General features: G+C 60.2%; 11 protein-coding genes and 1 tRNA gene. 2 read left to right on the top strand and 10 right to left on the bottom strand.

What is annotated here, in order from left to right; all coding sequences use genetic code 11:
• The 3 genes from I6E51_RS01065 to I6E51_RS01055 all read right to left on the bottom strand — a co-directional run bounded on the left by I6E51_RS01065 (nucleotide 1) and on the right by I6E51_RS01055 (nucleotide 2,035).
• Nucleotides 1–525 (bottom strand): FHA domain-containing protein, encoded by a 525-nt coding sequence (locus I6E51_RS01065; RefSeq protein WP_197109159.1) that lies wholly within the window; start codon nucleotides 523–525, stop codon nucleotides 1–3.
• Complete coding sequence (locus I6E51_RS01060) at nucleotides 522–1,238, bottom strand: DUF3662 and FHA domain-containing protein (protein ID WP_197106901.1); 717 nt, start codon at nucleotides 1,236–1,238, stop codon at nucleotides 522–524. The genes I6E51_RS01065 and I6E51_RS01060 overlap by 4 nt, the downstream gene beginning before the upstream one ends.
• An 80-nt stretch (nucleotides 1,239–1,318) precedes the next feature.
• A complete protein-coding gene (locus I6E51_RS01055) occupies nucleotides 1,319–2,035 on the bottom strand; it encodes a M23 family metallopeptidase (protein ID WP_307783751.1) in 717 nt (238 codons plus the stop codon).
• A 212-nt stretch (nucleotides 2,036–2,247) separates the two neighbouring features.
• On the opposite strand from I6E51_RS01055, the gene I6E51_RS01050 reads away from it, so the two are divergent.
• A tRNA-Leu gene (locus tag I6E51_RS01050) sits at nucleotides 2,248–2,331 on the top strand.
• A 95-nt stretch (nucleotides 2,332–2,426) separates the two neighbouring features.
• On the opposite strand, the gene pdxY is transcribed toward I6E51_RS01050, so the two are convergent.
• From pdxY to I6E51_RS01020, 6 genes are all read right to left on the bottom strand, one after another.
• On the bottom strand, nucleotides 2,427–3,278 hold the full coding sequence (gene pdxY, locus I6E51_RS01045; protein WP_197109158.1) for a pyridoxal kinase PdxY: 852 nt from the start codon (nucleotides 3,276–3,278) through the stop codon (nucleotides 2,427–2,429).
• A 68-nt stretch (nucleotides 3,279–3,346) separates the two neighbouring features.
• Nucleotides 3,347–4,354, bottom strand: coding sequence for an ABC transporter permease (locus I6E51_RS01040; protein ID WP_197106905.1), 1,008 nt, complete (start codon nucleotides 4,352–4,354; stop codon nucleotides 3,347–3,349).
• Nucleotides 4,351–5,817 carry an ATP-binding cassette domain-containing protein gene (locus I6E51_RS01035; RefSeq protein ID WP_197109157.1) on the bottom strand — a complete coding sequence of 489 codons (1,467 nt, stop codon included), beginning with the start codon at nucleotides 5,815–5,817 and terminating at the stop codon, nucleotides 4,351–4,353. Before I6E51_RS01035 ends, I6E51_RS01040 begins: the two co-directional genes overlap by 4 nt.
• 70 nt (nucleotides 5,818–5,887) lie before the next feature.
• A complete protein-coding gene (locus I6E51_RS01030; protein ID WP_197106907.1) occupies nucleotides 5,888–6,880 on the bottom strand; it encodes a sugar ABC transporter substrate-binding protein in 993 nt (330 codons plus the stop codon).
• A gap of 102 nt (nucleotides 6,881–6,982) precedes the next feature.
• Nucleotides 6,983–8,080, bottom strand: coding sequence for an alcohol dehydrogenase catalytic domain-containing protein (locus I6E51_RS01025; RefSeq protein WP_197109156.1), 1,098 nt, complete (start codon nucleotides 8,078–8,080; stop codon nucleotides 6,983–6,985).
• Between the two features lie 255 nt (nucleotides 8,081–8,335).
• A complete protein-coding gene (locus tag I6E51_RS01020; protein ID WP_197109155.1) occupies nucleotides 8,336–9,511 on the bottom strand; it encodes a helix-turn-helix domain-containing protein in 1,176 nt (391 codons plus the stop codon).
• A gap of 178 nt (nucleotides 9,512–9,689) precedes the next feature.
• Between I6E51_RS01020 and I6E51_RS01015 the strand changes: the two genes are divergently transcribed.
• Nucleotides 9,690–11,372, top strand: coding sequence for an amidohydrolase (locus tag I6E51_RS01015; protein ID WP_197106910.1), 1,683 nt, complete (start codon nucleotides 9,690–9,692; stop codon nucleotides 11,370–11,372).
• Here I6E51_RS01015 and I6E51_RS01010 read toward each other — a convergent pair.
• Complete coding sequence (locus tag I6E51_RS01010) at nucleotides 11,369–12,583, bottom strand: helix-turn-helix domain-containing protein (RefSeq protein ID WP_197106911.1); 1,215 nt, start codon at nucleotides 12,581–12,583, stop codon at nucleotides 11,369–11,371. The two genes, I6E51_RS01015 and I6E51_RS01010, sit on opposite strands and share 4 nt — an antisense overlap.
• Nucleotides 12,584–12,621 lie beyond the last annotated feature (38 nt).

Here is a 12,621-nt window from a genome sequence, read left to right as displayed (position 1 = left end):
TTACCGTCGCAGTTCGAAGCTAGTAGTGCCGATCTTGATCGGCGTATTCAACGGAATCGGCGTCGGAACGCTCACCCGCTGGCCAGCCAAGAAAGTGCCGTTCGTGGAATCGAGATCCTGAACAACCCAGCTATCGGCCCAACGCAACAAGCGTGCGTGATGGGTTGAGGTGTAGTCGTCACGGATAACCAAGCCGGACTCGCTTGAACGGCCGATAGTCAGCTGCTCTTCGGGGAGCGAAATCTCTAGCCCCTCTTTTGATCCAGAAACAATCACCAGGCGCGTGGCATCAAGCGAGCTTCCGTCGGCAGGAGCTGGCGCTACGGGGCGCGTGGGCTGGGCTGCGGCGGGAGCAGGAGCGGTGGGAGCGGCGGCTTGTTGCGCCTGAGCTGCGCTCTGTACGGGCATCCGACGCACCTTTTCTCCGAAGAGATCGGAGCGCAGCGCGTAGACGATAGCGAAGATGAAGCCCCACATGATGGCCAGGAACGCGACGCGCAACAAAAGGAGGGTTAGTTCACTCATAGGGTGAACCCCCCGTCGTCGCGACGATCAGCGGGCTGGTCGACATCTGCAGATTGGGCAAGCACACGGAATACGATACGGGTTCGACCGATATCAATCACGGATTCCGGCGCGAGTGGTGCACGAGAAACAGGAGAACCGTTCAATTTTGACCCATTTGTGGAGTTCAGGTCGTTAACTTCAGCCCGGCTGCCATCCCACAGGATCTCCACATGCTTGCGGGAAATGCCATTGTCGTCGACGGTGATGTCGGCTTCGCTGCCGCGACCGATGATCGTACGGGCGTGTTTGAGGGTGTGACGGGTGCCGTTGATGTCGAGCACCGGAGTCCAGGCCACGGTGCCCTTCACGTTGACGGAATCGACTTCGATCATTCCCTGGCTGAGAGAGTCATCGGGGGCAAGAACGATAGAGATGCCGCCTGAGAACGAATAGTGCTGGGCGGTAGCGTGACGCTGCACCAACTCGGTCAGTTCGGAGATGAGCGTGCTGCCGAGGCCAGCCATGCGCTGGTAGTCGCTTTGGCCGAGGCGCACGGTGAAGTTGTTGGGTACGAGGATGCGTTCTCGCGATACAACGGCGGCCTGCGTGTCGAGTTCGCGGCGCAGGGCGCTCGTGATTTCGACGGGTTGCAGACCACTTTTAAAGGTCTTAGCGAAAGCGCCATTGACGGCGCGTTCGAGACCTCGTTCAAAGTTGTCCAGAAGACCCAAAGCTCTCCTCGTTGTGGCTCGTTGTAGTACGTCGATGTTAGCCGGTGCTTGTGGCTAACCCGTTACCCACGGTCGAGCAATTAGGGCAGGAGACCCATCGGGTCAACACGAGTGCCGTTGACGTAGGTCTCGAAGTGGAGGTGGGCGACGGTGACGTAACCGGTGCTGCCGCTCAGGCCGATGGGGGTGCCTGCTGCCACAGTTTGGCCAGGGGAGACCATTTGCGATCCTGCAATCATGTGCGAGTAGAGGGTTGAGACTCCGCTGCCGTGATCGATTTTGACGTACTGGCCCCAGCCGCCACCGTAGGTGACTTGGGTGACAACTCCGGGGGAAGCGGAAACGATTGTCGCCCCGCTGCCGGTCATGATGTCGATGCCGCCGTGGAATTCTGAACCGCGGTAGCCGAAGCCGTCGTTGACGGGAGCGTTGGCGGGCCAGACGGCAAGGAATCCAGCGAAGGCTCCGTCGTAGGTTCCCGCAAATGAACCGGAAGCGCCCGCGGAGTAAACCTCTGCAACGGGCTCTGGCTCAGGCTCAGGTTCTTTGATCGAGAGCTTGTCGCGCTCTGCGGCGCTGATTTCGGTTTCTACTGAAGAAGCAAAGGACTGGATCGGCACACTCTGAGCAGGCTCAGTCGTGGCGACGGCAGCAGACTGCTGCAAAATTGCGGATGCCGACGCTGCAGAAGCAGTCGACTCGATATCGCGCGACGAAGGCTCCATGTGTGCTGCGGCTGGAACAGTCACACTCACGACAACAGCCATGATTGTGCTGATGATCAGCAATCGTTTCACGCGGTAACCCCCAGGGGTGTGGTCTGTAGTTCTGTCTGGTTGGACAGATTTTGGATCAAGTCTGGTTGAACCCGTGGCTTTAGGCACACGGACAGCTATCGACTCTATATGACGAAGCTGGGAATCGTCACTGTTGATCTTCTGGGCATGGAATCGCTGAACCACTGGGCGCTGTGATAATCTCACTCAGTTGAGTGTTCAACTCAACCCACGCGTGAGTGGCGGAATTGGTAGACGCGCACGGTTCAGGTCCGTGTGTTCGAAAGGACGTGGGGGTTCAAGTCCCCCCTCGCGCACAGTGCAATCGCACAGTAGAGGTAAAAGAAAAGGCCCACCGATTGGTGGGCCTTTTCTTATTAGTCTGTAGGGGATTGCCCCGATTTTCTGCCGGCTAGCGAACCTGGCGCGTAGTGAACTGCATTTGCGGGTTCGCGTAGAACTCTTGCGATTCAACGAGCTGCAGTTCGCGCTCGCCAGACTCGAGAGTTTTGGTCAGCAGGTCGAAGACGCTCGAGGCCGTGCGAGCCAGGGCATCCGCAGCGTCGCCGGTCTGCGTGAAGTGGGCGGTGAAGAGGGCGGCGGTGACGTCGCCGGAACCGTTGGCCTTCATGGGAAGCTGCGGGGTCTGCACGATCCAGGCTCCGGCATCCGTCACGACCATCATCTCGATGGTGTCGGTCTCACGGTCGGGGCGCTCGACGCTCGTCACGAGAACCGTGCTGGGGCCCATGGCGCGGGCGAGATCTGCGGATGCCAGCGTCGACTCAATGGTGTCGGGCTCGGTTTCGGTGAGAAAACCCAGCTCGAACTGGTTAGGCGTGATGATGTCAGCGACCGGGACCACGCGCTCACGCAGCAGGATCGGGATGGCCGGGGCCACGAAGCATCCGGATTTCGCATTGCCCATCACCGGGTCGCACGAGTAAATCGCGCGGGGGTTCGCTGCCTTGACGCGTGCAACCGTGTCGATGATGACATCGCCGATGCCCTCGCCGCCCTGGTAGCCGGAGAGTACGACATCGATCTGGGGGAAGACGCCGCGATCCTCGATGCCGGCGATAACTTCAGACACATCGCTTGGGTCGATCATCGGTCCGCGCCACGCGCCGTAGCCGGTGTGGTTAGAGAAGTTGACCGTATAAACCGGCAACACCTCAACGCCGATGCGTTGCAGCGGGAACACCGCGGCAGAGTTGCCGACATGGCCGAACGCGACTGCGGACTGAATCGAGAGGATCTTCATCCTCTAATTCTCCCACCTTCCACTCTGTGTCTGCTGCAACGGCAGGTGCTATCGCGCGGTTGAAGCGCTCAGGCTGTGACCTCGGTCTTCGCCGTATCGGACTTCGGTGACTTCTTGACGTCGAGCGTCGTCCACGATTTCTTGAGCAGGCGCTGGACTGAGCCGTCGAGCAGCACAGCGACCACCAGAGTGGCACCGATAAGGATGGTCTGCAGGAACTGCGAGACGCCCATGATGACGAGGCCGTTGCGGAGCACTCCCACAAAGAGCAGACCGGACACGACGCCCGTAATGCGGCCCATGCCTCCCTCAAGGGCGACACCACCAAGCAGCACTACCGTGAGGGCCTGAATCTCCATACCGTTGCCTACCGTAGGAGGGGCGGACTGTAGTTTGGCGGCGAGCAGAGTTCCTGAAATGGCGGCAGCAACTCCGGTAGCGACGAAGAGCGAGAAGATCGTGCGGGGAACCCGGATGCCCATGAGGTGAGCGGCCCGCGGGTTACCACCGATTGCGAGCACATTGCGGCCCAGCGAGTTTCTATTCAGGACGTACCACGCCAAGAAAACGCCGACGGCAAGGATGATGATTTGAAGAGGCACGGGCCCGATTGTCATCGTTCCGAGCGCTTTGAAGGAATCGGGGAATCCCACCAGGGTCGAACCCTGCGTGAGGAACAACGCTAAGCCGCCCCACACACTGAGGAACCCGAGTGTGATGACGAGGGGATTGAGCTTGAGGTACGCAACGAGAAGTCCGTTCAGCGCCCCGGTGATCACTCCGACCACAATTGCGGCCGCAAAGCCCCACAGCGCAGAGTTGGTTTCGAGCATCACCATGGCCGATACGACAGCGCTCAAGCTAGCGACGGAACCTACGGACAGGTCGAGAGTTCCCGACATGACGAGGAATGCCAGAGGCAGAGCGATGATTCCCAGCTCAGCGATCTGCAAAAGAATGGTCTGGCCATTTGCAAGGCTGAGGAATCGCGGATTCATCGACGCAAAGAAGATGATCATCACGAGGAGAGCGATGAATGTCCCGTTCTGAGCGAGAGCGATTTTGATGCGGTTCATGCGGGGCTTCTTTCGGCTGAAGTGAGATCAAGAAGGGTGTTGAGGAGGCGCTCTTCGTAGCCTCCAGTGCGGTGGAGTTCCTGGTGGCGGCCGTGGGCCAGCACGTAGCTGCGGTCGCACAGTGAAGCGATTTCGTCGGTTTCGGCTGACGCGATGATGATGCTCACTCCCGTTGCGGCGAGTGCCCGGAGGGCGAGCTTGATGTCGTGCTTTGCGCCGATGTCGACCCCCTGCGTTGGTTGAGCGAGCAGGAGCACCTTGGGGGCAACGGGGAACATCCATCGGGCGAGGAGGTGCTTCTGACGGTTTCCGCCGCTGAAGCTCGCAATGGGAGCGTCGCCATCGGGGCCGACGACATTGAGGGTGTCCCGGATGGTGGCGTACTGCTTCGTCATTGCTGCGCGCCCTAGGCGGCCGCGCCAAGGAAGAAACGTGTTGTCGATTGCACTCATGCCGACGACTAGTCCGTCGACCTCACGATCGGCGGGAACAAGGTGCACACCACTTTTGATCGCATGTTGGGGAGACAGGGCTCGATATCGTAGCCCGGAGAGTGTTGCGTCGACAGCCTTACCGAGGCCGAAGAGTTCGGCAAGGAGGTCGAACTGTTCCCCGGCGGCCATGCCGAAGAGCCCCACGATTTCGCCGTCGCGGAAAACTAATGGGCGATCGTCGTCATTGACCACGAGACGTTCTTCGCCGACCTCGGGATGCCATTCGGAATCGAAGTCGACTTCGGGGGCAAGGGCTGCTGAAAGTGCAGCGAGGCTCATGCCGCTGGCGGAGTGATCCATGACGAGTTCTCCGCCACGCAAAACGACAATGCGTTCGCATACTTCGAGGATGTCGGGAAGACGGTGCGAAACGTAAATGACCGCGGTTCCCTGACTAGCGAGGCGGCGAATGAGGTCGTGCAGCGCTTCCGTTTCGGCGGCGCCGAGGGCTGCCGTCGGTTCGTCGAGCATGAGAACTTTCATCTCACCGGCGAGGTAGCCTCTAGCCAGATCGACGAGTTGGCGTTCGCCTAGAGTCAGCGCACCAACGGGGACGTCAAGCGCGAGTCCTTCCGCGCCGACTGAGTCAAGTGCTTCGCGGCCGCGGCGTAACCGTTCTGCGCGGCCCGGCACATTCGATCGAGCAAGGAACAGGTTGTCGATGATCGAGAGGTTAGAAGCAAGTGCTGGCTCCTGGTGGATGACTGTAATCCCGCTGTGAGCAATCTCGCCTGGTGTAGATCCGGCAGGGATTTTTTCGCCGTCGAGCCAGAGAGCACCTGATGTCGCTGTGGCGGCCCCTGTTGCCACATTCAGCAGGGTGGACTTGCCTGCGCCGTTGTGGCCGAGCAGGCCGACGATTTCACCCGCTTTGATGGAGAGATCGATGCCATCAACCGCGAGAGTTGAGCCGTAGCGCATCGTGATCTTGTCGAAGCGGAGTCGAACGCTCTCAGTGGTGGATGTCATGACTTGCTCTCTTTTAGAAGTCCCGCCGCCGACACCCAATGGAGTCGACGGCGGGACAAGTGCTGCGTGCTTACTGAACGTAGAAAGATTCTGCGTTCTCGGGAGTGACCTGAATCGAGGTCAGCACGGTGTCTTCGAGTTCTTCGCCGGCCGCGGCCTTGAGCAGAAGCGAGGCGTTGCTCTCTGCGAGCAGCTGAGCGGGCAGGATGAAGGCGAAACGCCACATGCTGTTGGCATCCTTCACGATGTCGAGCGTCTCGTTGGTGGCGTCAAGCGAGCCGACGAGGTAGCTGTCGTCATCCGCTGCTACGCCGGAGTCGAGCAGGGCTTGGTAAACGCCGGCCGTGTTGTCGTTGCTTGTGCCCAACCAGATCTTGGTGTCGGGGTCAGCGATGAGCTGGCTCTTGGCGTTGTCGTTACCTTCGGCGCGCGAGATGCCGGGGAGCTCGTCAATTACGGCGTTGGAGGCGGTCTCGAGGAGCGCATCTGCGATTCCCTCGGTGCGACCCTTTCCGAGGTCCGAAGTCTTGTCGGCGATGAGAGCAACCGTTACTTCAGCTTCGTCAGCCATGTTCTCGTTGATCCACTCGCCAGCAGCGGTGCCGAGGAGGCGACCGTCTTCATACGCGTCGATGATCGTGCCGTACTCCACACCATCCCACTTGACGGCGTAGCCGAGAACGGGGATACCGGCAGCCTGAGCGCGCTCGGTTACAGGAACCATGGCGTCACTCTGCACGGGGAAACCCATGATTGCTTTAACGTCGCCGCGCTGGATCCATGCGTCCCAGTCAGAAACTTGAGTTTGGACATCCCACTGTGGGTCGCTCGTCAGGAATTCATACCCGGCGTCTTCGATGATCGGCTGCATGATCTTCAGCTGGTCGTTCCAGATGGTTATGTCCATGCCGGCGAAGCCCATGGCGATCGCACCGTTGGTTGCGGGCGTGCTTGACGAGTCGTCTGCAGCGCTGCTGCAGGCTCCGAGGCTAAGAGCGAGAACGGATGCTGCTGCGACCGTGCTCAGAGCTCGGCGGCGGAAACGTGATGAGGTTATAGACATTGCTGTGTCCTTTATGGGAAGTGATGCTGCGGAAGGACTGCGCCCACTGAGGGCGGGCGCAGATAAAGCGGGCCGTGCGAGAAAAGCTGCGGAGTTAGTGGCTCACAGGGAATGATCAACGACCATGCGGCGGCCAGTGGAGGCACGCAGATCGTCAATTGCACGGGCTGCTTCGGCTACGGGGATGGTGTCGCCGATCAGCTTGTCGAGGGGAAGTTGGCCGCCTAAATACAGGCGAGCGATTCGAGGAAAGTCGACCTGAGGTCGTGATGAGCCGTAGTTGCAGCCGAGGATACGTTTTCCGGTTGCAACGAGGTGCCAGGTCTTGAAGCCAACTTCCACATCGCGCGCAGGCATTCCCACGAGAACGGCTGCCCCACCCGGCTTCAGGTAGTCAGGAAGGCGAGCGGATGTCGCGGCGAGGCCAATCGCGTCGAACGCGTAATCCACGCCGCCGTTGCTGATGGCCACGATCTTCTCGGCAAGTTCTGGGTCGTCGCCGCGGAGCGTGTGCGTCGCGCCGAATTCTGCTGCGGTCTCCAAGCGGTCGGGGGAGAGGTCGATCGCGATGATGGTGCTGGCGCCCACAAGCTTCAGGCCCATGATGATGGTCTGGCCAACACCACCGCATCCGACGACGACGGCAGATTGCCCTGCGCGAACGTCGGCGGTGTTCATGACAGCGCCTACTCCGGTCGTGACCGAGCATCCGATGAGTGCTGCCACTGCTGCCGGCACTTCAGCCGGGATGGGCACGACGGCCGAGCGGGGCACGACTGCGTAGTCGGAGAACGTTCCGACTCCGAGGTACGGACGGACTTCGTTGCCGTCGGCCGCGGTGAGAGGCGTGGTGCCATCGGGCAATCCGTTGGTTGCAGCTCCTGAGGCTTGGCACAGCCAAGATTGACCGGCGATGCACGAGGCGCAGGTGTTGCAAGGGGCGAACCAGGAGAGCACCACTTGCTCGCCGACCGTGAGGTCGCTGACGCCATCTCCAATAGCTTCGACGATTCCGGCACCTTCGTGCCCAAGAGCGACGCGGTGGTCGAATGGCCAGTCACCGTTGATGACGTGAAGGTCGGAGTGGCAGACGCCGGCGGTTGTCATGCGAACGAGCACTTCACCGGCACGTGGATCGGCGACAGCAACTTCTGCGAGATAGGGCTCGGTGCCGACGCCATCGAAGAGGAGAGATTTCATGTGCGTTCCTGACTGCTGAAAGAAAACGTGGGCAGAGGTGGGGTTCATGAACAACGAACATTTGTCGTGTCTGATGGCCATGGTTCCGACTGCCAAAACCGTGCGTTCCGGTTCGTTGAAGCAACGCTAGATGTAGCAAAGAGTCATAGGCAATGTCGCATTTGTGCGACTATTCATGATTCAGTGTGCAATTGCCCAAAATTCCGAAGAAATGAATCGCTAGGAATCACTCGCGAAACATGCTGGAAATATGAGTCACGGTGAGTGCAGTACAACTAACGCAATTGCGGCATCCCGGGGAACCGTGATGTCGAGACCCGTGACCTGGCGAAACGTGCTGAGCCGGTTAACAACGGTGTTGCGGTGACAGAAGAGACGTTCCGATGTTAGCTTGATCGATCCAGTCTCGGAGTACGCCAGTACCGCGTGCACGAGGTGATCCCGTTCGTACTGGGTGCACTCGGCGAGAGCTTCGCGAACATCCCGTCCAAAGTCAGGGATTGCGGACGCCAACAAATCTCGGGCCACGGCTAGCCAGGCTTCGTTGGTTCCCAGCATGCGAGGGTGGGACGATCGCGAGGCTTGACGGGCGAAGAGGGCGGCGGCATCTGCAGCCGCGGGGACGTTCGCAAGGCCGATCACTTCGTCGATGTAGCCGCCGGGGAGGTTGGCGAGTTCTTCCGCGACGGACGTGCTTGCAGTGGGGGTGCCCTGCTCGCGAAACATGCAAAATCCATCGCCACGGTCATACCCAAACCAACTCGACGAGATTGTTCCTCTCGCGAGTTGCAGTTGAAGTTCCGCTACGCCTTCGCCCACGACCAGCACAATCTCGAACTGCGCAGCGGCGGAGACGCCAAGCCCATCCGCGATCTCCGCGACCAACTCGGGGCGGGTGAGGTCGCTGGTGAACAGGCGCGACACGTGGCGCGCGGTGAGTAGGCGAGAGTCGCGGCTCAGGCGTGCTTGTTCCGCTAAGAAAGACTGCTGCACTTCGCTCACGTAGTCCTCAACGGTGGTCAGCACGCGTTCGACGTTGCGCACAAGCAGAGCGTCCGAGTCTGGGCCGGCATGCCGTTGAAGGGAGTACCAGAGCACCCGAAAGTCGAGACGGATTGCCTCGAGGAGCACATCTTCGGGAACGCCCTGACGCGCTCGCCGTGCTCCAAACTCGTGAGAGAGGGATTTCAATTCCTGGGGGAGTGGCTTATCACCCAGCTTGTGAAGCAGCATGGTGAGCGTGTCATGCGCGGTTCGCGTGAGGTCGCTTTTATCAACCATCCGCGGTTCGTAGTAGTCAGCTTCGGCGAAAAGCTTGAGGAAGTCGGCGACGATTTCCTCAATGTGAGCAAACAAGCGATCGACGAGACTCGACCACTCCTCATCCACTGCGCTTTCGACCCGTGTCGGTTTAGTGTCTCGTGCCTTCATCGCAAACCCCGATCAGGGCCAAGCCCCGTGCTTTGGTGATCTGCACAGCCTATTGCGTATTCTGATCGCAAAATCCCATTGATAGTGACTTTCTGCACCGGTTAACTAGGGCCACCAATGTCGGGAAGTTCCGGCATCCATTGACGTCGACTTCGATTCCTTATCTGAAGGTGGCCCTGTGCTCATCGACACCATTATCGAAAACGCGAAGATTGTCACGATGGACGAGGCGCGCCCGCGCGCCCACAGCATCGGAATCAATCACGGTGTGATTGTCGGAGTCGACGACGAGTTGACCGGAATCACAGCGTGCAACCGCATCAACGCGCACGGTGCGACCGTGGTGCCCGGCTTCAACGATGCTCACGCACACAGTGTCTGGTTCGGGCTCACGCTCATCGAAGCCGATGTGAGTGGCGCGACTGCTCTGAACGATATTTACGATGTGATTGCCGCAGCCGCCGCACGCTCGGAAAGCGACGGCTGGATCATCGCAAGCGGCCTCAACCACCACGCGACCGGCGGCCAGTACCCTGACCGGGATGCCCTCGACCGGGTTTCCAACGGCCGGCCGGTGTGGATCAAACACAGCTCGGGTCACGCTTGCGTGCTCAATGGTGTGGCGCTGAAACTCGTCGGTGCTGAGAACTCAGCACCACCGGTGCCCAGCGGAGGACGCGTCGTCGTCGACAACGCTGGCCGCCCCACCGGGCTGCTTGAAGAGACCGCAATGAGTCTCGTTCAGGCCCTCGTGTTGCCGTATCCATTGACGGTGATTGAGGACGCTCTGGCGAAAGCCACCACTCAGTACGCTCGCGAGGGCCTCACAAGCGTGACGGATGCCGGTATCGCCGGTGGCTGGATCGGGCACAGTCCCCGCGAATTCGCCGGCTATCAGAATGCTAAAGATGCGGGAACGCTGCGCTCTCGCATGCAAGTGATGATCAGCTTGGACGCGCTTGAGGAGCTCCCCGGGCACAGCGAAGACTCCGCCGGAGTGGGACTCTCTGCGGGCATCCGTTCGGGAGCTGGCGACGAGTGGTTACAGATCGGCCCCACCAAGATCTTCACTGATGGCTCGCTTCTTGCTTCCACAGCGCTGATGACCGAGCACTACGAAGGCGCCGCCCACAACCACGGTTACCTACAGGGAGACCCGGACTCATTGCGGGAGCGCGCGTTGGCGGCTCACCGCACGGGATGGGCGCTCGCATTGCACGCCATCGGCGATGGGGCCTTGGATTTTGCACTCGACATTCTGGAAAGCGCGCGCAAAGATACGTCGAGTCACGGAATGCCGAACCGAATCGAACACGGTGGCGTCATCCGACCCGATCAGATGCAGCGACTGGCTGAATCGGGCGCGAGCGTTGTGCCGCAGCCACACTTCATCCGACTATTCGGGGACGGGATGATCGAACGCCTAGGCGCCGAGCGGGCGCAATGGAGCTATCGCGCCCGTTCCTTCCTCGACGCCGGCGTCGTGCTTCCCGGAAGCTCGGACCGCCCGGTTGCCCCTGGTGCACCCCTCGCAGTGATGCAGTCCTTCGTTGAGCGGCTGACCCAGTCGGGAGCGAGCTATGGCGAGGGGGAGCGAATCACGGCCTACGAAGCACTGCGGGCGTACACCGTCGGTTCTGCAGCAGCCACAGGTTGGGCATCTCGCAAGGGCACGCTGGCGCGCGGAATGCTTGCCGACCTCGTGGTGCTGGGAGATAGCCCCGTGGATGTTCGGCCCGACCAGATTGGTCAGATTGAGGTCGTTGCAACCATCGTCGGCGGGCTAGTGAGCCATGACGCCAGTGGCCTGTTCTCGGCTGTTTCCTCCGTAACAGAACTGCGGGAATCAGCGCGGCGCTAGCGTAACGCGGTTGGGCGGGCTCGAGCGGCATCCGCGCTGGAGCCGTTGTGTGAGGTTGCTTCGGCACGGCTAGCATTGCGCGCCAAGATGTAGAGCGACGCTTCTGCCGGAAGCCGCAGATCCAAGCCGGTGACTCGTTCGAGGCTGTCGAGTCGGTTGGTAATGGTGTTGCGGTGGCAAAAGAGCGCCCGCGAAGCCAAGGCGATAGAACCGCTTGTCAGAAATTCGTCTGCGGTGCGCTCGAGCACGGCACGCTCAGAAGCGGGCAGTTTTAGGAGTGCGTCGACATGGCGTTGGTGAATTATCCGCCCAGTATCGAACGGATTCTGAAAGACAGAGACATGCCAAAAGTCGGTGACATTTACTAGGCGAGTATCGCTGGGCGGCAAAACTAGCGCCACCGCCTGGGTGACCCGAATTGCGGCCGGAACTGACGAGATTCCGGGGATACCGTCGAGCATCAGAACTTTATGTTCGTGCGTGATCGCGTTCAGCGGCATGGAGCCCTCACGTGGCATCTGCGCTATGAGCACCGGTCCGGACTCGGTTTCGTGCTGGTGGGCGACGATCCCGGCCCGGTGCAAAGTATCGTTCAGGCGATCGAGCGACTCATCTACTCTGTCGGCGTGCGTGAAGATCGTGAAATCGCTTTCCGGCGCGAACGACAACACCGCACACGCCCGAGTATTGAGTACGTGGTTCTTACCGTCAGTTTCGAGGAGGCGAGTAAACCACAGGCGTCGCTCATCCTGACGCACTTGAGCCATGCCAAATTGTGTGGCGGTGTAAGCACTGGTGAGTTCTTGGCTGTGCCGCTCAATCGCATCCCAAATTCGCGGGACGCTGTCGAACACTTCACGCATTTCGACATCGGTGGTGTGTGTCGAGATTGCCTCCCACATCACGCGGTAGTCGAGACGGATCGCCGACATCACATCCACGAGGGGAATTCCTTGCAGCGCCCGAGTGTGGCCGACGCGCTCTGAGACGTCACGGGCTTCGGATGGGATCTCATGCCCGCCGATGTCTGTGAGAAGGCGGATGAAGATCATCCGGCAATCGGCGATTACACGATCCAAGTCGACGAGGCCCTCTGTGTACACCTCGATCGTGCCGAGCTGAACTGTCCATCGTTCAACGAGGGTGTCGACTTCACTCAGGCACGCCCTGGTGGCGCGGGAGAGGATTGTGGGCACAGAGAGCTCGGTCAATTTCAATCACATTTCGAACAGATTTCAGTCTGTGCAGA

This window comes from Salinibacterium sp. NSLL17 (genome assembly GCF_015864935.1).
Taxonomy (GTDB): Bacteria; Actinomycetota; Actinomycetes; order Actinomycetales; family Microbacteriaceae; genus Rhodoglobus.
The sequence above is the reverse complement of the archived record's forward strand: the minus strand, read 5'-3'. Positions and strand labels throughout refer to the sequence as shown.